The following is a 23,189-nucleotide window of genomic DNA, read 5'->3' as shown; positions in this document are numbered from 1 at the left end:
CAATGATTTTATTGGCAAAGACAAGAACGCTCAACCGGCTGCTGCAGCGCGCGGCCGGAGGGGCGCTCAACTTCCGGGAGATGGCGGAGGTTCTGAGTACGACCATTCAAGCCGACGTGTTCGTCGTCAGCCGCAAAGGGAAAGTACTGGGATCCGCGGCGGCGGGGCCTTATCAGCACGAGCAGCTGAGGGCGCTGCCAGCCGGCGAGCTCCGCTTGTCTCCCGAGAGCAACGACCGTTTCATGAACATGCAGGAAACGGCGACGAACGTGAAATCCGACAGCGGCATCGCGGAGTCGTTCCCGATGATGGGCGCCCAAGAAATTATGACCGTCGTCCCGATCGTAGGCGGCCGCGATCGATTGGGCACGCTGATCTTGCTTCGCAGCTCCGAGCCGTTCGGCGACGACGAACTCATTTTGGCGGAGTACGGCAGTACGATCGTCGGCATGGAAATCTTGCGCGAGCGAGCGGAAGAGATCGAGCAGGAAGCGAGAAGCAGGACCGTCGTCGCGGTCGCGGTCGGATCGCTGTCCTTCAGCGAGCTGGAAGCGGTCGAGCATATTTTCGACGAGTTGGACGGAAAGGAAGGACTGCTGGTCGCCTCCAAGATCGCGGACCGCGTCGGCATCACCCGGTCGGTCATCGTCAACGCGCTGCGAAAACTGGAAAGCGCCGGCGTGATCGAAACCAGGTCCTTAGGTATGAAAGGGACCTATATCCGGATCTTGAATGCGCAGCTTCTCCAGGAGCTGAAAAAAAACAAAAGCTAAAGTATTAAATTTTCATTACATTTTCATTCCGAAACCAGTACAAATAGCCCCTTTTTAAGTCCTATCTTCGACAAAGATAGGGCTTTTTTCTTATTGTAATAATTTAGGAAGTTGAGGAAGATTAGATTGGCAGATTTGTTCGACAAGAAGCTCTCATAAATTTAATAATTCTTTGTCGAACGAAGAAGGAATGCGAAGGATTCTGTTGAATATTAACAACACAAGCACTCGAAAGTGGGGTTTTTTGGTGAATTTGTTGAACGGCCCGGAATTCAGTCGTTTACAGGGCGCGCTGAATGCATCGGAAATGCGCCAACGCGTCATAAACAACAATATCGCAAATGTAGATACGCCAAAATTCAAGCGGTCCGACGTCATGTTCGAAGAGCTGTTAGAGCAGAGCATGGGCTCGGGAACGCTTCAATTAAGCGGAAAGCGCACGGATCCAAGGCATATTCCGATCGGCCTATCCGCGGCAGTGCCAGAGACTCAGGTCGTGACCGACGAGACGAGCGTCATGAATAACGACGTCAACAATGTCGATATTGATCGAGAAATGTCGCTTCTCGCCAAAAATCAACTGAATTACAACTTTTATGTACAGCAGATTAGCCATGATGTGAAAATGATGCGCATCGGGATCCAAGGGAGAAGCTGATGATGAGATTGACTAACGGATTCGACGCCAGCGCTTCGGCGCTGACGGCTCAGCGCCTCCGCATGGACGTTATTTCTTCGAATATCGCGAATGCAGAAACGACTAGAGCTTCATACGTAAACGGACGCTATGAACCTTACAAACGCAAAATGGTCGTGCTTGAACCGGGTTCGACATCGTTCGCCGACGCCTTGAACAGCCAAATGAACGGTTCCGCATCGGCGCCGGGCGTGAAAGCTTCGAAAATCATCGAGGATACGACCCCTTCCAAGCTGGTCTATAATCCGACGCATCCCGAAGCGGACGAGAATGGATATGTAAAGATGCCGAACGTCGACGTCCTGAAGGAAATGGTGGACATGATCTCCGCTTCGCGTTCCTACGAGGCGAACGTCACGGCGCTGAACGCCACGAAGAGCATGTATGTCAAAGCGCTTGAAATCGGCAAGTAAACAGAGAAACCGCGGAGGGATTACAGTTGATTAACCCGATGACGTTCAATCCGGTGCAGCTCCAGACCGTCAAACCGGCCGAATCGAACGGCCTTAGTACTTCTTCGCCGTCCGACATTACAAAAACATTCGGCGATTTCCTGCAAAAGGCGCTTGACGGCGTAAGCGCCCAGGAACAAAACGTACATACGATGAACGATCAATATATGCTCGGCAACGTCGATGTGTCGCAAGTCATGGTTGCGAGCCAGCAAGCCGAACTCAGTCTGCAGCTTACCTCACAAATCCGCGACAAAGTGATTGAAGCCTACCAGGAGATCATGCGGATGCAAATCTAATGGCCTCTTTCCCAGCATTAGAAGCTAACAGTGAGGTGGAATCGTGAACGAGAAATTTGCCCAATATCGAGCGAGAGTCGCTCAGTATTGGAACGTACTAGAGAAAAGACAGAAGATTTGGCTGGGGGCGTCCGCCGCGATCCTGATCCTGACGATCATCCTGTTGACCGTGCTGTTTTCGAAGACGCATTACGAAGTCGCGTTCCGCGATCTCGACAGCACGGATGCGGCCGCGGTCATGGAGTATTTGGATGCCGGCAAGATTCCGTATAAGCTGTCCGACGCGGGCCAGACGATATCGGTACCGACGGCCGACGCCGCGAAAGTGAAAGTGGAGGCGGGGTCCCAGGGCATCGTCCGCAACGGTTCCATCGGCTTCGAATCCTTCAACGACAGCTCCTCGATGTTCGGTTCGACGGACCGCGAATTCGACGTGAAATACCGGAGCGCCCTGAACGGGGAAGTCCAGCGCTTGCTGAACGGCATGCAGGGCGTGCAAAAATCGAACGTGCTCGTGAACTTGCCGGAATCGACGCCGTTCATGACGACGGAGGAGAAGGAACAAGCGTCCGCGTCGATCATGATCACGTTTCGCCCGGGGTACCGGCCGACTCAGAAAGAAGTCGACGGTTACTACAATCTCGTTAAAACGTCAATCCCGAACATCAAACCGGAAAACATTACGATCTCCAGTCCGGAGGGCGAACTGCTCGCATCCGGCGATGTCGGCGGCGCGGGTGCCGGAGGCGATCTGCTGGAGACGCATTATCAAATTCAGCGCAAATATGAAAACGACTTGAAACAAAAGATCCAATCGTTCCTGGCGCCGATGGTCGGCATGGACAATTTGGTCGTGAACGTCTCCAGCTCCATCAACTTCGATAAGAAGAAGTCGGACCAGCAGCTCGTATCTCCGCTCGAGAACAACAACAATAACGGCATCGTCCTAAGCGAGTCGACCTCGTCCAAATCCGCGACGGGCGGAAGCTCGGCTGGCGGCGTCGCCGGCACCGGCGCGACCGACGTGCCGGGCTATACGGCGGATACCGCCACGGGCGGAAGCTCGGAGGAGAACAGCCGGACGACCAATTACGATTACAACAAGAGCAACATTCAAATCGAGTCCGGGCCGTACGTCATTAAAGATCTCTCTATTAGTATCGGCGTAGAAAAATCAAAGTTAAGTGCCGAAGCGAAAACGGAGATGACGAACGTGCTTACGTCGCTCGTTCGGTCCCAGTTGATCGAGTCCGGACAAGATGTCAATAATGACGCGCTGATCGACAAAAAAGTTTCGGTCATGGCTCAAAGTTTTATCGACAACGGCGGAGCCGCGGCGTCTTCCGGACTGTCGACGGGCTGGCTGATCGGCCTGGGCCTCGCGGCGCTCGCGATGATCGGCGGTCTCGGCTACGTCGTCGTCCGCCGCAGGAAACAAGCGGAGCTCGTCGAAGAGCTGGCCGCGGCGCCGGGCAAAGTCGAGTACCCGACGATCGATCTCGATAGCGTCCAAAACGAAAGTCAAGTTCGCAAGCAGCTCGAAACGCTCGCCAAGCGCAAACCGGAAGAGTTCGTGAATTTGCTCCGGACTTGGCTCGTTGAAGAATAGAGGTGGCCGGAATGGCGAAATTACAAGGGTTCAGCGGTCGGCAGAAAGCAGCCATTTTGCTAATTTCTCTAGGTCCTGAAGTATCGGCGCAAATCTTCAAGCACTTGCGCGAAGAGGAAATCGAGCAGCTCACGCTCGAAATCGCGAACGTGCGCAAAGTCGACACCCTCGACAAAGAAACGATTTTGAACGAATTCCACCAAATCTGCGTCGCGCAGGAATACATTTCGCAAGGCGGCATCACGTATGCCCGCGAGATTCTGGAGAAAGCGCTCGGCGAGCAGAAAGCGATGGAAGTGATCGGCCGCCTGACGGCGACGCTTCAGGTTCGCCCGTTCGATTTCGCGCGCAAAGCGGATGCCGGGCAAATCTTGAACTTCATCCAGAACGAAAACTCGCAGACGATCGCTTTGGTGCTCTCGTATTTGCAGCCGGATCAGTCTTCGCAAATCTTGTCGTCCCTGCCGCAGGAGAAGCAGGCGGAGGTCGCGAGACGCATCGCCTTGATGGACAGCACGTCGCCGGAGGTCATTTCCTACGTGGAACGCGTGCTGGAACAGAAGTTGTCCGCGACCGTTACCCAAGATTACACCAGCGCGGGCGGTATTGAATCAATCGTGCAAATTTTGAACGGCGTCGACCGCGGGACGGAGCGTACGATCTTGGACGCGCTCGAAATCCAAGATCCCGAATTGGCCGAAGAAATCAAAAAACGGATGTTCGTGTTCGAGGATATCGTCAACATCGACAACCGTTCCATTCAGCGCATTATCCGCGACATCGAGAACGCCGACCTGCAGCTTGCGCTCAAAGTCGCCAGCGAAGAAGTGCGCGAAGCGATTTTCCGGAACATGTCCAAACGCATGTCGGAGACGTTCAAGGAAGAAATGGAATATATGGGTCCCGTCCGGCTGCGCGACGTCGAAGAAGCGCAAACGCGCATCGTAGCGACGATCCGCAGGCTGGAAGAGTCCGGCGAAATCATCATCGCCCGCGGCGGAGGGGATGACATCATTGTCTAAGTTGTATAAATCGACGAACGTCATCTCGGTCGAAGATTTAAAACGGCTTGAATGGTATAACCGCTACGTCCAACCGGCCGAACCAGAAGCGCCTGCCGGGCCGAGCGCCGAAACGGTTACGCTCCGCGACCAAATTCTCGGCGATGCCGAGGCGTTCGCCAACCAGCGTCTTCAAGAGACCGGCGAACAGATCGAAACGTTGTTCGCGAAAGCCGCCGCGCAAATCGACCAATGGTGGCTGGAGAAGCGCCTGCAGGACGAGGAGACGATGGAACGCATCCGCGGCGAAGCCCACGCGCTCGGGTTCGAGGAAGGCAAGGCCCGGGCCGAAGCCGAAGTGCGCGCCCAATGGGAAGCGATGCTGACGGAAGCCAGATCGATCCTGGACTCGTCCTACGAAACGAAGGAACAGATCATTCAGGAAGCCGAGCCGTTCGTCGTCGCGCTCAGCGCGGCGATCGCCGAGAAAATCATACAAAAGCAGCTGACCGTCGAGCCGGCGTGGTCGCTCGATATGATACGCAAAGCGTTGGAACGGCGCCGCGAGCAAGGCGTAATCACCCTCTGCGTCTCGCCGCAGCAATTGGCCTACGTGCAGGCCGCGCGCGAAGAGCTGTCGCTCGTCATCGATTCCCAAGCCGAGCTGCAGATCGTTCCGGACGTGTCCGTCAAGTCTTACGGGTGCGTCATTCGCTCCTCGTTCGGAAGCATCGACGCCCGGATCGACACGCAGCTGTCCGAGATCAAACGCGAGCTGATCCAGCTTGCCCTGCAGGCGGAAGAGCGAGGCGGCGACGATGAAACCTAACCGGTTGGACGCCGAACGCTATATCGAGCATATGCGGCCGATCGATTCCGTTCGCGTAAACGGGAAGGTGACGCAGGTCATCGGACTGACCGTCGAATCGGAAGGCCCCGATGCCAGCATCGGCGACGTGTGCCTGATCTACCCCGCGAAATCGTCGAAACCGCTCAAAGCGGAGGTCGTCGGGTTCCGCGACAACAAAGTCATTCTGATGCCGCTCGGCGAGCTGCAATCGATCGGTCCGGGCTGCGACGTCGTCGGCACCGGCAAGCCGCTCACCGTGCAGGTCGGCTCCGAGCTGCTCGGCAAGGTGCTGGACGGGTTGGGGCAGCCGCTTGACGGTTCCCATATCCCGAGCCGGATGCCGCACCACTCGACGCACAATCAGCCGAACAATCCGCTGATGCGTCCGAGGGTGAAAGAGCCGCTCAGCATCGGCGTCCGCGCCATCGACGGCCTGCTGACCGTCGGGCAAGGCCAGCGCGTCGGCATCTTCGCCGGTTCCGGCGTCGGCAAGAGCACGCTGCTCGGGATGGTCGCCCGGAATACGTCCGCGGACGTCAACGTCATCGCCTTGATCGGCGAGCGCGGCCGCGAAGTGCTTGAGTTTATCGAGAAAGACCTCGGTCCGGAAGGGCTTGCGCGCTCCGTCGTCATCGTCGCCACGTCCGATCAGCCGGCGCTCATACGAATCAAAGGCGCGCTGATCGCGACGACGATCGCGGAATATTTCCGGGACCGCGGCATGAACGTCATGCTGATGATGGACTCCGTCACCCGCTATGCGATGGCGCTGCGCGAAGTCGGGCTGGCCATCGGCGAGCCGCCGGCGACCCGCGGTTATACGCCCTCCGTATTCGCCGCCCTGCCGAAGCTGCTGGAGCGGGCCGGGACGGGGCAGAAGGGAACGATTACCGCTTTCTACACGGTGCTCGTCGACGGCGACGATATGAACGAGCCGATCGCGGACGCGGTCCGCGGCATCTTGGACGGCCATATCGTGCTCAGCCGGGCGCTGGCGAACAAGGGCCATTTTCCCGCCATCGACATTCTGGCTTCCATTAGCCGGGTCATGAAAGAAATCGTGCCGGAAGAACAGCAGGATGCCGCCAACGAATTGAAGCGGCTGCTCGCCATTTATAGAGATTCGGAAGACCTCATCAATATCGGGGCGTACCAGCGGGGTTCGAACGAAAAAATCGATCAGGCGATCGAAGCCAACGATCTCATCCGGTCCTACGCGACGCAGAAGACGAACGAGAAGATCGATTACGACGCGTCGCGCGACCGGCTGATCGACGAATTTTACATCCATCACGGGAGTTGAACTTGATCCATGGCTCGATTTCACTATGCCTACCAGAAGATCGTCGATTTGAAAACAAGCGAGAAATCGCAGGCGGAATGGCAGCTGTCCGTGGTCGTCGGCAAGCTGGCGCAGGAAGAACAGAGCCTCCGGCAGCTGCAATCCGAACGCGCCGTCTGGAGCGAGAAGCTGCAGAACGCATCGCTTCGCGCGGTATCGCTCTCGGAGATCATGACGATCCAAACGTACATCGATTATCTGGACGACGGCATTCTCCGCAAAATCGGCGACGTGAAAAAGGCGGAATCGGCCGTGGACGCGGGCAGAAAGACGTTGTCGGACCGGATGGTAGACGAAAAAGTATGGCTGAAGACGAAAGAACATGCGCATAAGCGGTTCATGGCCGAGATGACGGTGAAGGAACAGCATGAATCGGACGAGCTCGCTTCCGTACGTTTCATGTACGCGGCGCCTTAACAAGGACGGAAGCCTTTGCGCGAATCGGGAGCCGATGCCCGAGGGAGGGACCTAGTATGTCAGATTTGGAAATGGAGAAGCAAGGCTACAGCGGTATGGAGCGGTTCATGTTTTTCGTGACGCCGATCTTGTTTACGCTCATCCTGCTCGGCGTGCTCGTCACGTTGTTCAATTTTAATTTGCGGAACAAGGCGCTGGAGATCGGGAACGACATTCCGTTCTTGAACCGCATTTTGCCCGATCCGGCCGCGAAGGACGGACAGGCGGCGGACGAAGAGACGGTCAAGTCGGCCAACGCGACGGCGAAGATCGCCGAGCTTCAATCGCAACTGACCGCGAAGGAAGCCGAGCTGAGCAAGACGGCCGCGGAGAACGAGAAGCTGAACGGCTCGGTCAAGGAGCTTCAGCAGCAGGTGGACCAGCTGAAGCAATCGAACGCCGACAAGGCGCTCGACGATGCGGCTTATCAGAGCAAGATCGGCGAATTGGCTTCGATGTTCGGCACGATGACGCCGAGCAAAGCGGCACCGATCATGGAGAGCATGGAAACCGCCGAAGCGGTGCTCGTGCTGGACGCGATGCGGCCGGAGGAGCGGGCGAACGTTCTCGCCAAGATGACGCCGGCGAAAGCGGCGGACGCGGCGGTCATGCTGAAGGACGCGAAGACGGCGAAGGACCGCGAGATCGCGGCGCTGCAAGCGCGGGTGAAGAAGCAGGAAGCCGCTTCGACGCAATCGGAGTCCGTGCTGAGCGCGACGCAGCTGAACGCGACGTTCTCGGCGATGGATCCGAAAAGCGCGGCCGACCTGCTGCTCAAAATGGCCGACGTCAGCCCGAGCAAGGTGCTGCGCATCTTGAACGCCGTAAGCGACGCCTCCCGCTCGAAAATCATCGCGGAGATGTCGACGGCGAATAAAGCCGTTACCGCGCAGCTGGTATCGAATCTTATGGTCGGCAAGTAAGGAAACCGCCTTTACGCCATCGTCGAAAGGAGGTGAAACATATGCAAATGCCGATAACCGCCGCTTCTCCCTCGCCTGCTCCGGCAGCCGGAAACGCGTCCACGGCGAAGGGCTCGGATGGCGTCAAGTTCAATCGGGCCTTCGCGCAGACGATGACCGGCGCGCAGGGGAAAGGGACGAACGCCCAGCCCGGCGGAGAGACCGCTTCCGGCGTCGCCAACGCGCCGGGGACGCCGGCTTCGCCGCTCGGCGAGCATGGATCGGCCGCGGATCTCCTGAAGGCGATCGAAGCGCTGCTTCGGCAGCTGGGGTTGACCGAGGGCGGCAAGACCGATGAGCCGCAAACGGACGACGAGCCGCCAGACGCGCCTTCGAACGCCGATTTGGGCGATGCGCTGCAGCAGTTGGATAATTTGCTCAGCCTGCTCGCGGGTATACCGATGCCGCAGCAACCGGCCGCGAATACGCTGGTAGAAGCCGCGCCGGATAGCGATGAGCTGAAAGCCGGTTTGCAGGAAGCGTTGACGGATCTCGGCGAGCTGCTTCGGCAGCCAAACGGAGCGCCGACGAATCGGGATCAGCTCGCGCTGATCGGCAAGGAACTGACGGCGCTCGAAGCGCTGCTCGGCGGCAAGTCGCCGAAGGCGGATGCCACTGCCGCCTCGCGGTCCGCGGATAACGGAGCAAGCGTCGCGGATTCGGCCGACATGGTCAGCGCGCTGACGACGACATCGCAGGACGCCGCGCCGCAAGCCAGCATCCATCTTCAGCGCATGGCGCATCGCATGCTCCATGCGAGCGTGCTGGACGCGTCGCGGAAGCCGGAGGGCGACGGTGCCGTAGAAGCGCAAGCCGGCGCGGTCCCGGAAGCGCCTGATTCGGCCACGCTGCCTGCCGGCGCGGCCTTCGAACTGCCGCGAATGACCGCGGCGTTTCCGAAGACGGTCGTCTCGCAGCCGGTGCCGGTCCAACAGTTCGCGGGGACGATTCAAGGGCTCGTCGTGAAGCAGTTCAACGTGACCGCGGGCGAGAACGGCGCTTCCCAAGCGCTGCTGACGCTGTTTCCGGAGCATCTGGGCCAAGTCAACGTGACTATTTCCGTGCATAACGGCACGCTGACCGCGCAGTTCGTCACGGACACCGCATCGGCGAAGGACATGCTGGAGACCCAGCTGGCGCAATTGCGCTCCGCGCTGCAATCGCAAGGCTTGCAGGTCGACAAGCTGGTCGTCTCGCAGTCGGCGGTACAGAGCGGCAATCCGTTCCAACAGCGCCAAGGCCATCAAGGCCAGGAACACGACGCGCCGAAGCGGAACAAGTCCCGCGGCGAGGCGATCGACGAAATCGACTTTTCGTCCGACCTCGAAACCGTCACGACGCAGCAAGCGGTCGACCGGGATTTGGGCCTCGGAAGAGGCATCCATACGATCGCTTAACCGATATCCGCTGACAAGCAGCGCTTAGCGCCAACTCCAAGGAACGGAGGTGACGCGAACCAATGGGAGATCGCGCATCCACTACCAATGTGTGGCCTTATTACAGCTCGAGCAACGTGCAGAAGGCGGCGAACAAGCCGGCGGACGAATCGTTGGGCAAAGACGATTTCTTGAAAATCCTCGTAACGCAGCTGCAGAACCAAGACCCGATGCAGCCGCTGCAGGATAAGGATTTCATCGCGCAGATGGCGCAGTTCACATCGGTCGAGCAGCTCGTGAACATGGCGGACCAGCTTTCGGCGCTTCGCCAGAATCTGGGGATGGCCTCCTCGATGATCGGCAAGAACGTCGAATGGTACGACTACTCGGATACGGGCGAGATGATTCCGAAGAACGGCATCGTCGACTCCATCATCATCAAAGACCATGCGCAGTACGCGCGCGTCGGCGACGCCGACGTCAGCCTGGACGACATCGTATCGATCGGCGACGCTAGCGGAGCCGGCAACGGAAGCGATGGCGGCGACGAAGGCGGTGAAGCCGCGAATGGATGACGTCATGAAAATCGGCCATTTGCGCTTGACGGCCGGCGCGCCGATACGCAAGCCGGCGCAAACCGACGGCGCGGCGGGCAACGCTTCATTTAAAGACGTGCTGGACCGCACCGTCCTGAACTTCAGCCATCACGCCGAACAGCGCATCGCCCAACGGGGCATCACGCTCAAGCCGGACGCGTTGACCAAGATCGGCCAAGCCATCGACCAAGCCGCCGCCAAAGGCGCGAAGGATTCGCTGGTCGTGTACCGGGACATCGCCATGATCGTCAACGTACCCAGCCGGACCGTCGTGACGGCCATGGACGGCAACTCCATGCAAGGCAACGTGTTCACCCAGATTGACAGCGCGGTCATCGTGTCGTAAAGCGGCCGGACCTGCAGCCAGGAAGCCGCGGGCCGCGGATCGAAGGAAGCGGCCCGAACGAACGATTCGCCCGCACGACGCAATTCCGAATCGACTTATAACCCGTGGGAGGTTGTCCATCGAATGTTAAGATCAATGTACTCCGGCGTATCCGGCATGCGAGGGTTCCAAACGAAGCTGGACGTTATCGGCAACAACATCGCGAACGTGAATACGGTCGGCTTCAAGGCGGGCCGCGTCATGTTCAAGGATATTTTGAGCCAGACGGTCTCCGGCGTCACGCGTCCGGAGGAAGGCACCACCGGCGGCGTGAACGCGAAGCAGGTCGGACTCGGCGTGGCCATCGCCTCGATCGACACGATCCATACGCCGGGCAGCGCGATGACGACCAACGTGCCGACGGACGTGCGCATCGACGGCGACGGATTCTTCGCGGTAGCGCCTAACGCGGACGGCGGAACGCCTTACCTGACCCGCGCGGGCGACTTCAAGGTCGACGCGGCCGGCCAAATGGTGAACGGCGACGGCATGTTCGTCCTCGATTCCAACGGCGCGCCGATCGTGCTCGATCCCGCGGAGGTCAAAGCGTTCTCGATCGCGCAGGACGGCGGCATCATCGCCGTGAACGCGGACGGCACGACGACGGCGACCGGCATCCAGCTCGGCATCGTGAAGGTCACGAACCCGAACGGCTTGGAAAAAATCGGCGGCAACCTGTACCGCATGACGCCGAACGCGAACGTGGACGGCGAAGTGACGCTGACGACGGCGAACGATCCCGAAGCCGGCACGGGCGCCATCATCGCCGGGCAGTTGGAAATGTCGAACGTCGATCTGACGTCCGAGTTCACCGAAATGATCGTCGCGCAGCGCGGCTTCCAGGCGAACTCCCGGATCATCACGACCTCGGACGAGATTTTGCAAGAGGTCGTCAATCTTAAACACTAGGTAAACAGCCGAGGGGAGGCGCGACCGCCTCCCCGACAGGTTAAGGAGGAAGCCCATGATTGCTGTAACGCGTTTGAACGGCAAGACGGTACATCTAAACGCGCTGCTCATCGAGTTAGTCGAAGAAACGCCCGACACGCTGATCACGCTCACGACGGGCAAAAAAATACTGGTGTTGGAGAAAGCAAACGACGTCATTTCCTCCATACAGTCTTATCTTCGGTCGATCGGCGTCTATGCGGCGACCATTAAGAGCGATCAAACGGAGGGAACATTCCCATGAAGAAAATGCTGCCTTGGCTCATTACCACCTTGCTCGCGATCACGCTGATCGCGGTCGTGGCCGTCATTCTGTTCAACTCCGTCATCGACGGAGGCGGTACCCAAAACGCGTCGGCCAAAGCGGCCAACGAAGCGGCGGACGTCAAGACGGAGAAGCTTTCCGCGGATAAACGCGTGGAATTGACCAGCACGATCGACAAGATTCAAACGAATTTAGTGGACTCCGATTACGTTGCGGTTCTCGGCTTAGCTTTTCAACTGGACGAAAAGTCGACGAAGAAAGATTTCGATAAAATCAAGGACATCCAGATCAAGCCGATCATCATTCGAACGCTTTCCGACATGAAACCGGAAGAAATCAACGGCTCGCAGGGGAAAGACAAGCTTTGCACGGAACTGCTTAATTTGATAAATCCCGAGCTGCCGCACGGCAAGCTCATCAACGTCGAAATCACGGACTATATCGTAACGAAGCTGTAAGCATCAGGATTTTGCCGCATTCCGTTCAAGGAGGTGAGAAAAATGGTTGACGTTTTGTCGCAGAACGAGATCGACGCGCTGCTTGCCGCCTTGTCGTCCGGCGAGATGGACGCGGAGGAACTGAAGAAGGAAGAAACGCAGAAAAAAATCCGCGTCTACGAATTCAAGCGCGCCGTCCGGTTCTCGAAGGATCATATCCGGAGCTTGACGCGGATCCATGAAAACTTCGCGCGATACTTGACCACTTATTTCTCCGCGCAGCTTCGCACGTTCGTTCAGATCAACGTCGTTCAGGTCGAACAGCTGCCGTATGACGAATTTATCCGGTCCATCCCGAAGATGACGATTCTGAACATTTTCGAAGCCGAGCCGCTCGAAGGCCGCATGGTGCTCGAAGTGCATCCGAACGTCGCTTACGCGATGCTGGACCGCATGCTCGGCGGCCAGGGGCTGGCGCCTTCCAAGATCAACGCCTTGACGGAAATCGAGACGACGATCATGGAACGGATATTCAGCCGCACGTTCGAGAGCCTGCAGGAGGCGTGGAAGACGATCGTCGATCTTCAGCCGCGGCTCGAAGCGCTGGAGACGAACCCGCAGTTCATGCAGATCGTCTCGCCGAACGAGACGATCGCGCTCATATCGCTCAGCACCAAAATCGGCGACACGACGGGCATGATCAACCTCTGCATTCCGCACGTCGTCATCGAGCCGATCATGCCGCGCCTATCCGTCCACCATTGGTTCGTTTCGCAGAAGAAGACGCGGGCGCCCGAGGAGATCGAGGTGCTGAAGCAGCGGGTCAGCAAGGCCAAGCTGCCGATCGTTTGCGAACTCGGCAACTCCAGCATTTCGATTCGCGAGTTTCTGGGTCTTTCGATTGGGGATGTCATTTCATTGAACAAATCCATCGATCAGGGGCTGGATATCAAAGTCGGGGACAAGTTAAAATTCGTCGGAAGTCCCGGATCGGTCAAGGATCGCATGGCCGTTCAGATCAATGAAGTTCTCACCGAAGGAGTCGAAGAAGAATATGACGAGTAAAGATTACTTATCGCAAGAAGAGATCGATGCCTTGCTGCGTCAAACCTCCGACGAGCCCGATATGCCCGCTTCGGCGCCGGAGCCGCTGAGCCGGGAACAAGAATTGAACACCTATTTGAGCTCGATCGAGCAGGACGCGCTTGGGGAAATCGGCAACATTACGTTCGGCAGCGCGGCAACCGCGCTCTCGACGCTGCTCGGCCGCAAAGTCGACATCACGACCCCGCAGGTATCCCTGATCCGCCGCAGCGAGCTGGACGAAGAATTCCCGCGCCCGCACGTCGCCGTGTCGGTCAGCTATGTAGACGGCTTCCAAGGCATCAATTCGCTCGTCATCAAGACGAAGGACGCGCAGACGATCGCGGATCTCATGCTGGGCGGCGAAGGGAAGCTGCTCGGATCGGAGCTGAACGAGATTCACATCAGCGCCGTGCAAGAGGCGATGAACCAAATGATGGGCTCTTCGGCGACGTCGATGTCGACCATCTTCAACCGGTTCGTCAACATCTCGCCGCCGGGCATCAACATTCTCGACGTGTCCAATGGGGAAGGCGTCGAAAACCTGCCGCCCGACGATCGCTTCATTAAAGTATCGTTCCGCCTGATGATCGGCGATCTGATCGATTCCACCATCATGCAGCTGCTGCCGATCGCGTTCGCGAAGGAAATGGTCGACACGCTGATGGGCGGAGCATCCGAGCCTACACCGGCCGCAGCGCCGGCACCGACGCCGACGGCCGCACCCGTCGCCGCCGCGGCCCATGCGACGATGGCGGAAACCGCCGCTTCGTACGCCGAGCCGTACGCATCCGCGCCTGCGCCTGCGCCGTCGCCTATGCCGACGACGATGCCGACGGAGCCGCCAGCCGCGCCGATGCAGCAGCCCCCGGCTTACGCGCAGCCGCCGATGCCGCAGTATGCCGCCGCGCCGCCCGCGGGGCCGCAAACTTACGGCGCCATGCAGAACCGGAGCGCGACGGTTCAGCCGGTCCAATTCGCGAATTTTCAAGGCGCGCCGTACGTGCAAACGGACGATTCCAACCTCAATTTATTGCTCGACATTCCGTTGAAGGTCACAGTAGAATTAGGAAGGACACAGAAGCAAATCAAAGATATTCTTGAATTGTCTCAAGGTTCCATTATTGAATTGGACAAGCTGGCGGGCGAGCCCGTGGACATTTTGGTCAATAACAAGCTGATCGCGAAAGGCGAGGTTGTCGTTATCGACGAAAATTTCGGAGTTCGGGTAACCGACATCGTCAGTCAATGGGATCGGATTCAAAAGTTACAATAACATCTAGGGGGAAGAAGCAATGGCAAACCGCATTTTGATCGTTGACGACGCAGCTTTTATGAGAATGATGATCCGCGACATTTTGACGAAGAACGGCTATGAAGTGGTCGGCGAGGCGCAGGACGGCGCGCAGGCGATCGAGAAGTACAAGGAACTGAAGCCGGACCTGATCACGATGGACATCACGATGCCCGAGATGGACGGCATCGTCGCCCTGAAAGAAATCAAAAAAATCGACGGCAACGCCAAAGTCATCATGTGCTCGGCCATGGGCCAGCAAGCGATGGTCATCGACGCCATCCAAGCCGGCGCGAAGGATTTCATCGTCAAGCCGTTCCAAGCCGACCGCGTCATCGAAGCGATCAAGAAAACGCTGGGTTAACCGAATGAAGGTTCGGAAAGGATTCCGGCTCGCGGGAGCGGCCGTTTCCGCTTGGCCGGCGACGGCGAGCCTCGCGTCGGCGGCGCCTTCGGCGGACGAAAGCCAGCCCGACTTCGGCTCCGGAACCGGCATCGGCTATTTGATCTGGGTCATCGTCGCGCTCCTGCTGGTGATCGGCCTCATCGTCTTGCTGATCAAGTGGCTGGCCAGCCGCAACCGCGGCTGGGGCACCAATAAGGCGCTGCGGTCGCTCGGCGGCATTCCGCTCGGCCAGAACAAGTCGCTGCAGGTCGTCGAGCTGTCGGGGCGGTTGTACGTGGTCGGGGTGGGGGAAGACATTACGATGCTGGACAAAATCGACGATCCCGAAGCCGTGGCGGCCATCCTGGACGCCATCGAGCAGCAGAACGGCCGCGCGTGGAACCCGCCGACGATGGCCGAATGGCTGGGTCGGCTTCGCAACAAGCAGACGCCTTCCGCGCCGGCGGACGAGAACTGGTCGTCGGCCGTGTCGTTCAAGGAGCTGCTGAACGACGGAATGAAGCGCCAGGCCGACCGGAAACAGAAAGTCGAAGACCTGCTTAACGAGCAAAATCACAAGGATCGGTTGCTGGACGAATGAACAAAAAAATCGTATTGACGACGCTGGCTCTCCTGTTCGCCGGACTGCTGTTCCATGCGCACGCGTTCGCGGAACCGCTCCCGAACGTCAGCGTCAACATCGGCGGCGAAAGCGGCGAATCGCCCGGAACGAGCGCCTTGTCGCTGCTGCTCATCATTACCGTGCTCAGCGTGGCTCCGGGCATCTTGGTTCTCATGACCAGCTTCACGCGAATCGTCATCGTGCTCGGCTTCGTGCGTACCTCGCTCGGCACGCAATCGATGCCGCCGAACCAAGTGCTGGTCGGCCTCGCGATGTTCCTGACGTTCTTCATCATGTCCCCGACGCTCGGCGCGGTGAACGACGCCGCGCTCCAGCCTTACTTGAAGGGCGAGCTGACGCAGACGCAAGCGCTCAGCAAAGCGGCGGATCCGATGAAGAAATTCATGTTCAACCAGACGCGGGAGAAGGACCTCGAGCTATTCATGAAATACACCAAGACGGAGACGCCGAAGACATACTCGGACATTCCGATCACCGTCATGGTTCCGGCCTACGCGCTCAGCGAGCTGCGAACGTCGTTCCAAATGGGCTTCATGATTTTTATCCCGTTTCTCATCATCGACATGGTCGTCGCGAGCACCTTGATGGCGATGGGGATGATGATGCTGCCGCCCGTCATGATTTCGCTGCCGTTCAAAATCCTCCTGTTCGTGCTCGTGGACGGCTGGTATCTCGTCGTCAAGTCGCTATTGCTCAGCTTTAACACGACATAGCCCTGCTGGGAAGGAGTGCATCATGAGTACGGACTTCATCATCGCGCTGGCCGGACAGGCGGTCTATACGGTGTTAAAAGCAAGCGCCCCGATGCTGGTCGTCGGGCTGATCGTCGGATTGATCGTCAGCATTTTTCAGGCGACGACGCAAATCCAGGAGCAGACGCTGGCTTTCGTGCCGAAGGTGGCGGCGGTCCTTCTGTCCGTGCTGCTGTTCGGTCCATGGATTTTGAACACGTTGGTCGATTTCACTTACAACCTGCTGAACAACTTGTATAAATACATCGGATAGGCTGTGAGTCGGGTGGAGCTGGTTTACAAGGGGTTTCCTATTTTTTTGCTTATTTTTTGTCGAATTACAGCATTTTTCGTCGTGGCGCCGGTCTTTTCAACGCGAAACGTGCCGAAGACGTTTAAAATCGGACTCTGTTTTTTCGTATCGCTCCTCGTGTTTCTGACGTACGGCATGAAGCAAACCATCGTGCCGGACGCCGAATACATCCTGGCCATCGTTCGCGAGATCCTGGCGGGCGTCCTGCTCGGGTTCGCCGCCTACTTGTTTTTCGCGGTCATCAACACCGCCGGCAGCTTCATCGACATGCAGATGGGCTTCGGCATGGCGAGCATCATCGACCCGATGACGGGGGCTTCGGCTCCGCTCCTCGGCAATTTCAAGGGAATGATCGCGACGCTGGTGTTTCTCTCGATCAACGGGCATCATTACCTGCTGTCCGCGCTCTTGCAAAGCTACGATTGGATTCCGCTGTCCAACACGCTGTTTCTGCACCTGAAGACCGGGAGCATCTCGACCTTCCTGGTTCAGATGTTCGCCCAGACGTCCATGCTGGCGCTCCAGATGTCCGCGCCGCTCGTCGCGGCGATGTTCCTGACGGACGTCGGGCTCGGGTTTCTCGCCCGGACCGCGCCGCAGTACAACGTATTCGTCATCGGCATTCCGATCAAGATTCTCGTCGGCTTCCTCATGCTGGCCGTCCTGATGCCGGGATTGGTCACGCTGTACGAGCACATCTTCGCGCAGATGTTCGACGCGATGCAGAAGCTCTTTTCGATCTTGCAAGGTCCGGCATCTTGAGTGGGAGGATTCCGCGATGAAGAATTACCGTTGGGCGCTTGACTTGCAGCTGTTCTCCCAGGAAAAGACGGAGCGCGCAACGCCGAAAAAACGGGAGGAAGCGCGCAAAAAAGGCCAACTGGCCAAGAGTCCGGAGCTCCCGGCCGCGTTCATCCTTCTGTTCGTTTTCCTCAGCTTCCTGATGCTCGGCGGGTACTACAAGGAACGGCTCATGTCCTTGTTCGGCCTGCTGCTGGAACAGAAGCTGCTGATGGACGTGACGACCGAGAACGTCGTGACGTTGTTCTCAGACCTGATGATGCAAGGGCTGACGCTGCTTGCGCCGATTTTCGTCATCGCCCTGCTGGTGGCGCTGCTCGGCAATTACATGCAGATCGGCATTCTCTTCACGGGCGAACCGCTCAAAATGAAATTCGGCAAGCTTAACCCGGTCAAAGGGTTGAAAAATATTTTCTCGATGCATTCCGTCGTCGAGTTCGTCAAAAACATTTTGAAGCTGCTCGTGATCGGACTCGTCGTCTATGCGACCCTCATGAGCGAGAAAGACCGCATTCTAGGACTGGCCACCGTGTCGATCGGCAACATTTTCGGCTTCATCGCGAGCGTCACGATCCGGCTCGGCGTCGAGATCGGCGCGATTCTCGTCGCGATCGCCGTCTTCGATTATTTCTACAAACGGTTCGAGCACGAGAAGAGCCTGCGCATGTCGAAGCAGGACATCAAGGATGAGCACAAGAAAGCCGAAGGCGATCCGCTCATTAAAGGAAAAATGCGCGAACGGCAGCGCCGCGCGGCGCTCCAACGCATGATGCAGCAGGTGCCGAAGGCGGACGTGGTCATCACGAACCCGACCCACTTCGCGATCGCGCTGCAGTACGACGGCACGAAAATGGAAGCCCCGAAGGTCGTCGCGAAAGGGATGGACTTCGTCGCGCTTCGGATCCGGGAGATCGCGAAGGAGCACGACGTCATAACGATGGAAAACAAGCCGCTGGCCAGAGCGCTGTACGAGCGGACGGATATCGGGGATACGGTGCCGGCCGACTTGTTCCAAGCTGTGGCCGAAGTGCTGGCCTATGTATATAAGCTTAAGAACCGAGTGAAATAACGTCGCATCATCGATGGTGGAGGGAACGTCATGAAAGCCAGGGATTTATCCATACTCGTCGGAATTATCGGCATCGTGCTGATGATGGTCATTCCGATTCCGACTCCGCTGCTCGATGTGCTGCTGATCGTGAACATCTCCGCGGCCTTGATGATCCTGCTCATCTCCATGAACACGCAGGACGCGCTGCAATTCTCGATCTTCCCGGCGCTGCTGCTCATCACGACGCTGTTCCGGCTGGCGCTCAACATCTCCACGACGCGCAACATCCTGGCGCACGCGCACGCGGGCAAGGTCGTCGGCACGTTCGGCAACTGGGTGGCGGGCGGCCAGATCGCCATCGGCTTCGTCGTGTTCCTGATTCTGGTCGTGGTGCAGTTCATCGTCATCACGAAGGGCTCCGAGCGCGTCGCCGAGGTGGCCGCGCGGTTCACGCTCGACGCGATGCCGGGCAAGCAGATGAGCATCGACGCGGATCTGAACGCCGGCTTGATCAACGAGCAGGGCGCGAAGGAACGCCGGCAAAAAATCGAGCGCGAAGCCGATTTTTACGGCTCCATGGACGGCGCGAGCAAATTCGTCAAGGGCGACGCGATTGCTTCCATCATCATTTTGTTCATCAACCTGATCGGCGGCTTCGTCATCGGGATGGCGGTCCATGGCATGGGGTTCTCCGATTCCCTGAACACGTTCTCGGTGCTGACGATCGGCGACGGCCTGGTCAGCCAAATTCCGGCGCTGCTCATCTCTACCGCCACCGGCCTGATCGTGACGCGCGCCGCCTCCGACGGCAACCTGGCGCAGGACGTGACGTCCCAGCTGTTCCGCTACCCGAAGCTGCTGTACATCGTGGCGGGCACGGTCGGGCTGCTCGGCATCGCGACGCCGATCGGACCGCTCGCGACGCTTCCGTTCGCGGCCGTGATCGCGTTCGCGGGCTACCGGATGCAGCAAAATCTGGCGAAGCGGCAGCAGGCCGAAGAACAAATGGTCGAGGAGCAGGAAATCGAAGAGGTCCGCAGCCCGGAGAGCGTCATCAGCCTGCTCCAGGTGGATCCGATCGAATTCGAATTCGGCTATGGCCTCATCCCGCTGGCGGATACGCAGCAAGGCGGGGACCTGCTCGACCGGATCATCATGATCCGCCGTCAGTGCGCGCTGGAGCTCGGACTCGTCGTGCCGGTCATCCGGATCCGGGACAACATTCAGCTGAAGCCGAACGAGTACGTCATCAAAATCAAAGGGAATACCGTCGCGCGCGGCGAGCTGCTGCTCAACCATTACTTGGCCATGAGCCCGGGCTTCGACGACGAAGGCATCGTCGGCATCGAGACGACCGAGCCCGCGTTCGGCCTGCCGGCGATCTGGATCGACGAGGCGATGAAGGAACGGGCGGAGCTGACCGGATATACCGTCGTCGATCCGCCGTCCGTCGTCGCGACGCATCTGACGGAGCTGATCAAGCGCCATGCGCACGAGCTCATCGGCCGCCAGGAGACGAAGGCGCTCATCGACAACGTCAGGGATGCGTTCCCGGCGCTCGTGGACGAGCTCATTCCTTCGATTCTGAACGTCGGCGACGTTCAGAAGGTGCTGGCGAAGCTGCTCCGCGAGAAGATTTCGATCCGCGACATGGTGACGATCTTCGAGTCGCTGGCGGATCACGGTCCCTTCACGAAGGATCCCGATATTTTGACGGAATACGTCCGCCAGGCGCTCTCGAGGCAAATCACGCAGCAGTACAGCCACCAGGGCGACACGCTGCGCGTCATTACCGTCGGGCCGTCGCTGGAGAAGAAAATCGCGGAATCGGTGCAAAGCTCCGATCAAGGCAGCTACTTGGCGCTCGACCCGGTTTCGACGCAGACGATCTATCAGAAGCTGAACGAACAGGTGAACCGGCAAATTCAGTCCGGCAACCAGCCGATCGTGCTCGCGTCGCCGACGATCCGCATGTACCTCCGCCAAATCGTCGAGCGCACGATGCAGGACGTGCCCGTCCTGTCGTACAGCGAACTGGAACCGAGCATTGAAGTTCAAAGCATGGGAGTGGTGAATCTGTGAAGGTGAAACGCTACGTCGTCAACGCGTTGCCGGAGGCACTGCCCATGATCCGCAGCGAGCTCGGTGCGGACGCCGTCATCCTGAATACGAAGGAAATTCGCGTCGGCGGATTTCTTGGCCTGTTCGGCAAGAAAAAAACGGAAGTGATCGCGGCGGCCGAATCGAACGGCGCCGATCACGCCAAACCGGCGGCCAGACCGGCGCCGGCGGCGAGGGCGTCCCTGACGCCGGAAGCGGCCGCCGCGATGGCCGCGACGCTGTCCGCGGCGGCGGCGAGCCGCGAGAAGCCGGTCGCTCCGGCGGCGGGCGGACAAGCCGCTCCGGCGGCGGCCCGCGAGCCGAAGCCCGCGGGTGGCGGCCCCGCGGCCGTCTATGCCGCGCGCACGGCGCAGCCGGCGGCGGGCCCGTCGGCCGCGGCGGAGCGCGCGCGCAGCGCGGAACCGGCCGAGCCGCAGTCGGATGCGGCCGGGGCGGCCGATTCGGTGCCGCACTCGCGCGCGGTTGCGCCGGTCGCGGCCCGCATCGCAGCCGAGCCGTCGGCGGCGTCCATGCAGCCCATGAAGAGCCGCATGACCGAGGAGGCGCTCATGAACGAGATACGCGACATGAAGCAGTGGATCATGCGCATGTCGAAGCAGCAGCAGCTGGCGGCCAGACCGGAAGCGCTGCAGGCGCTCCACGACCGATTGACGGCCCAGGAGGTCGGCGAACCGTGGAGCGAACGGCTTCTCGAAGCGGTGGAAGCCGAACTGGCGGCGACGGACGCGGCCCATTCCGCAATCGGCGGGGGCTCCGATCGCGACGCCGTATGGGGGATCGCGGAACGCACGCTGCTGGCGTGGCTGAGCGGCTTCGAGGACGGCCGGATCGGGAGCGAGACGAGAGTCGTGCACTTCGTCGGACCGACGGGCGTGGGCAAGACGACGTCGATCGCGAAGCTGGCCGCCGAGCAAACGCTGAAGGCCGGCCGGAAAGTCGGCTTCATCACATCCGATACGTACCGGATCGCGGCCGTCGATCAGCTGCGCACGTACGCGACCATTCTGAACGTGCCGCTCGAAGTCGTCTTTTCCCCGGCCGAAGTGACGCGCGCGTTCCAGGCGCTGGAGGACCGCGAGCTCATCTTCATGGATACGGCCGGCCGGAATTTCCGCAACGAGCTTTACGTCTCGGAGGTGAACAGCCTGCTTCAGCCGGGCAGCCGGTCGGAGACGTTCCTCGTGCTCAGTTTGACGGGCAAGTCGAGCGATATGTCCGCGGTCGCGGCCAATTTCGCCAGATTCGGCGTAACGCGGGTGCTGTACACGAAGCAGGACGAGACGAATGCCGTTGGCGCCGTGCTGAATCTGGCGCTTGAGCATGGGCTGAAGCCGACGTACATCGCGTACGGCCAGACGGTCCCGGACGACATCGCGCCGTTCCGGGCTTCCGACTATGTCAGGCAGCTGCTGGGGGCGCCGCATGAATGACCAGGCAGAGGCGCTCCGGCATATGGTGCGCAACCAAGAGCTGCGGCAGGAAGGCCGGACGACCCGCATCGTCGCGGTGACGAGCGGAAAGGGCGGCGTCGGCAAATCGAATTTCAGCTTGAACTTCGCGCTCGCCTTGTCGCGGATCGGCAAGAAAGTGCTGATCTTCGACGCCGACATCGGCATGGCGAACATCGACGTGCTCATGGGCATTTCGTCGACATACAGCCTCTACCATCTGCTGAAGCAAGAGAAGACCATCTGGGAGATTATCCAGGAGGGACCGCAAGGCGTTCATTTCATCGCGGGCGGCTCCGGGTTCGCGGATCTGCTGGATCTGTCGCCGGCGCAGCTCGATTACTTCGCGCAGCAGATCGGGCGGCTGCACGGGCAGTACGACGTGATCCTGTTCGATACCGGAGCGGGACTGTCCAAAGAAACCGTCAAGTTCATCGCCGCCGCGCAGGAGACGATCGTCGTGACGACGCCGGAGCCGACGTCCATCACGGACGCTTACGCCCTCATCAAAATGGTGACGGCCATGGAGCACCGAGTTTCGTTCAAGCTTGTCGTCAACCGGGCGTCGGACGCGAAGGAAGGCAGCGCGACGGCCGACAAGATCGGGCTCGTGGCCAAGCGCTTCCTCGGCATCGACATTCCGGTGCTCGGCATGCTGCCGGACGATGCCAACGTCACGAAAGCCGTCAAGAAGCAGATTCCGTTCGCCGTCGCGTTTCCCGGCACGGACGCGGCCCGCGCCATCGCCGAAATCGCCGGCCGGTTCGCGGAGGTTCCCGCCGCGCAGGCGTCCGCGAGCAGCGGCGTCAAAGGTTTCCTGCAGCGCATGTTCAAACGATCTTAACCTACCTTTGAGGAAACGGAGGCTCGC

Annotated in this window: 27 protein-coding genes; all 27 read left to right on the top strand. The window is 59.2% G+C overall.

The window, feature by feature from the left end; genetic code table 11:
* Nucleotides 1-2 precede the first annotated feature (2 nt).
* The 27 genes from codY (at nt 3) to BMZ79_RS06110 (ending at nt 23,162) form a co-directional block, all read left to right on the top strand.
* Nucleotides 3-773, top strand: coding sequence for a GTP-sensing pleiotropic transcriptional regulator CodY (gene codY / locus BMZ79_RS06240; RefSeq protein WP_090637649.1), 771 nt, complete (start codon nt 3-5; stop codon nt 771-773).
* 247 nt (nt 774-1,020) lie between these two features.
* Complete coding sequence (gene flgB / locus BMZ79_RS06235; protein WP_090638728.1) at nt 1,021-1,431, top strand: flagellar basal body rod protein FlgB; 411 nt, start codon at nt 1,021-1,023, stop codon at nt 1,429-1,431.
* A gap of 2 nt (nt 1,432-1,433) precedes the next feature.
* Nucleotides 1,434-1,883, top strand: a complete 450-nt coding sequence (flgC, locus tag BMZ79_RS06230) for a flagellar basal body rod protein FlgC (protein ID WP_090637647.1) — start codon at nt 1,434-1,436, stop codon at nt 1,881-1,883.
* Between the two features lie 26 nt (nt 1,884-1,909).
* Nucleotides 1,910-2,221, top strand: coding sequence for a flagellar hook-basal body complex protein FliE (gene fliE, locus BMZ79_RS06225; protein WP_371263636.1), 312 nt, complete (start codon nt 1,910-1,912; stop codon nt 2,219-2,221).
* A 43-nt stretch (nt 2,222-2,264) separates the two neighbouring features.
* Complete coding sequence (gene fliF / locus BMZ79_RS06220) at nt 2,265-3,830, top strand: flagellar basal-body MS-ring/collar protein FliF (protein WP_090637645.1); 1,566 nt, start codon at nt 2,265-2,267, stop codon at nt 3,828-3,830.
* Nucleotides 3,831-3,841: 11 nt separating this feature from the next.
* Nucleotides 3,842-4,852: a flagellar motor switch protein FliG gene (gene fliG, locus BMZ79_RS06215; RefSeq protein ID WP_090637643.1), complete on the top strand. Its 1,011-nt coding sequence runs from the start codon at nt 3,842-3,844 to the stop codon at nt 4,850-4,852.
* A complete protein-coding gene (locus BMZ79_RS06210) occupies nt 4,845-5,660 on the top strand; it encodes a FliH/SctL family protein (protein ID WP_090637641.1) in 816 nt (271 codons plus the stop codon). The genes fliG and BMZ79_RS06210 overlap by 8 nt, the downstream gene beginning before the upstream one ends.
* Nucleotides 5,650-6,984 (top strand): flagellar protein export ATPase FliI, encoded by a 1,335-nt coding sequence (gene fliI / locus BMZ79_RS06205; protein ID WP_090637640.1) that lies wholly within the window; start codon nt 5,650-5,652, stop codon nt 6,982-6,984. The genes BMZ79_RS06210 and fliI overlap by 11 nt, the downstream gene beginning before the upstream one ends.
* Nucleotides 6,985-6,993: 9 nt before the next feature.
* Entirely contained in the window at nt 6,994-7,440 is a 447-nt protein-coding gene (fliJ, locus tag BMZ79_RS06200) for a flagellar export protein FliJ (RefSeq protein ID WP_090637638.1), read from the top strand.
* Nucleotides 7,441-7,496: 56 nt separating this feature from the next.
* Complete coding sequence (locus tag BMZ79_RS06195; protein ID WP_090637635.1) at nt 7,497-8,402, top strand: MotE family protein; 906 nt, start codon at nt 7,497-7,499, stop codon at nt 8,400-8,402.
* Between the two features lie 41 nt (nt 8,403-8,443).
* Entirely contained in the window at nt 8,444-9,838 is a 1,395-nt protein-coding gene (locus tag BMZ79_RS06190) for a flagellar hook-length control protein FliK (RefSeq protein ID WP_090637633.1), read from the top strand.
* Nucleotides 9,839-9,900: 62 nt separating this feature from the next.
* Complete coding sequence (locus BMZ79_RS06185) at nt 9,901-10,392, top strand: flagellar hook capping FlgD N-terminal domain-containing protein (protein ID WP_090637631.1); 492 nt, start codon at nt 9,901-9,903, stop codon at nt 10,390-10,392.
* Complete coding sequence (locus BMZ79_RS06180) at nt 10,385-10,759, top strand: TIGR02530 family flagellar biosynthesis protein (RefSeq protein ID WP_090638724.1); 375 nt, start codon at nt 10,385-10,387, stop codon at nt 10,757-10,759. The genes BMZ79_RS06185 and BMZ79_RS06180 overlap by 8 nt, the downstream gene beginning before the upstream one ends.
* A gap of 123 nt (nt 10,760-10,882) precedes the next feature.
* Nucleotides 10,883-11,707, top strand: coding sequence for a flagellar basal body rod protein FlgG (flgG, locus tag BMZ79_RS06175; protein WP_090637629.1), 825 nt, complete (start codon nt 10,883-10,885; stop codon nt 11,705-11,707).
* 55 nt (nt 11,708-11,762) lie between these two features.
* Nucleotides 11,763-11,990, top strand: coding sequence for a flagellar FlbD family protein (locus tag BMZ79_RS06170; protein ID WP_090637627.1), 228 nt, complete (start codon nt 11,763-11,765; stop codon nt 11,988-11,990).
* On the top strand, nt 11,987-12,469 hold the full coding sequence (locus BMZ79_RS06165) for a flagellar basal body-associated FliL family protein (RefSeq protein ID WP_090637625.1): 483 nt from the start codon (nt 11,987-11,989) through the stop codon (nt 12,467-12,469). The genes BMZ79_RS06170 and BMZ79_RS06165 overlap by 4 nt, the downstream gene beginning before the upstream one ends.
* A gap of 42 nt (nt 12,470-12,511) precedes the next feature.
* Nucleotides 12,512-13,513 carry a flagellar motor switch protein FliM gene (gene fliM, locus BMZ79_RS06160; RefSeq protein ID WP_090637623.1) on the top strand — a complete coding sequence of 334 codons (1,002 nt, stop codon included), beginning with the start codon at nt 12,512-12,514 and terminating at the stop codon, nt 13,511-13,513.
* Nucleotides 13,503-14,807, top strand: a complete 1,305-nt coding sequence (gene fliY, locus BMZ79_RS06155) for a flagellar motor switch phosphatase FliY (RefSeq protein ID WP_090637621.1) — start codon at nt 13,503-13,505, stop codon at nt 14,805-14,807. The genes fliM and fliY overlap by 11 nt, the downstream gene beginning before the upstream one ends.
* A 19-nt stretch (nt 14,808-14,826) precedes the next feature.
* Nucleotides 14,827-15,189, top strand: coding sequence for a response regulator (locus BMZ79_RS06150; protein WP_090637619.1), 363 nt, complete (start codon nt 14,827-14,829; stop codon nt 15,187-15,189).
* 4 nt (nt 15,190-15,193) lie between these two features.
* Nucleotides 15,194-15,811 (top strand): flagellar biosynthetic protein FliO, encoded by a 618-nt coding sequence (locus BMZ79_RS06145; protein WP_090637617.1) that lies wholly within the window; start codon nt 15,194-15,196, stop codon nt 15,809-15,811.
* The gene (gene fliP, locus BMZ79_RS06140; protein ID WP_090637615.1) at nt 15,808-16,566 is read left to right on the top strand and encodes a flagellar type III secretion system pore protein FliP; all 759 of its coding nucleotides are present in this window, start codon (nt 15,808-15,810) and stop codon (nt 16,564-16,566) included. The genes BMZ79_RS06145 and fliP overlap by 4 nt, the downstream gene beginning before the upstream one ends.
* A gap of 22 nt (nt 16,567-16,588) precedes the next feature.
* On the top strand, nt 16,589-16,858 hold the full coding sequence (gene fliQ / locus BMZ79_RS06135; protein ID WP_090637613.1) for a flagellar biosynthesis protein FliQ: 270 nt from the start codon (nt 16,589-16,591) through the stop codon (nt 16,856-16,858).
* A gap of 12 nt (nt 16,859-16,870) precedes the next feature.
* On the top strand, nt 16,871-17,659 hold the full coding sequence (gene fliR / locus BMZ79_RS06130) for a flagellar biosynthetic protein FliR (RefSeq protein WP_090637611.1): 789 nt from the start codon (nt 16,871-16,873) through the stop codon (nt 17,657-17,659).
* A gap of 16 nt (nt 17,660-17,675) precedes the next feature.
* The gene (flhB, locus tag BMZ79_RS06125; RefSeq protein WP_090637609.1) at nt 17,676-18,767 is read left to right on the top strand and encodes a flagellar biosynthesis protein FlhB; all 1,092 of its coding nucleotides are present in this window, start codon (nt 17,676-17,678) and stop codon (nt 18,765-18,767) included.
* Between the two features lie 30 nt (nt 18,768-18,797).
* On the top strand, nt 18,798-20,831 hold the full coding sequence (gene flhA / locus BMZ79_RS06120; RefSeq protein ID WP_090637607.1) for a flagellar biosynthesis protein FlhA: 2,034 nt from the start codon (nt 18,798-18,800) through the stop codon (nt 20,829-20,831).
* Nucleotides 20,828-22,300 carry a flagellar biosynthesis GTPase FlhF gene (flhF, locus tag BMZ79_RS06115; RefSeq protein ID WP_090637605.1) on the top strand — a complete coding sequence of 491 codons (1,473 nt, stop codon included), beginning with the start codon at nt 20,828-20,830 and terminating at the stop codon, nt 22,298-22,300. Before flhA ends, flhF begins: the two co-directional genes overlap by 4 nt.
* Nucleotides 22,293-23,162 (top strand): MinD/ParA family protein, encoded by an 870-nt coding sequence (locus tag BMZ79_RS06110; RefSeq protein ID WP_090637603.1) that lies wholly within the window; start codon nt 22,293-22,295, stop codon nt 23,160-23,162. Before flhF ends, BMZ79_RS06110 begins: the two co-directional genes overlap by 8 nt.
* Nucleotides 23,163-23,189: the final 27 nt, after the last annotated feature.

This window comes from Paenibacillus sp. UNC496MF, assembly GCF_900113915.1.
GTDB classification, from domain to species: domain Bacteria; phylum Bacillota; class Bacilli; order Paenibacillales; family Paenibacillaceae; genus Paenibacillus_Z; species Paenibacillus_Z artemisiicola.
This window is presented reverse-complemented; position numbering and strand designations above follow the sequence as displayed.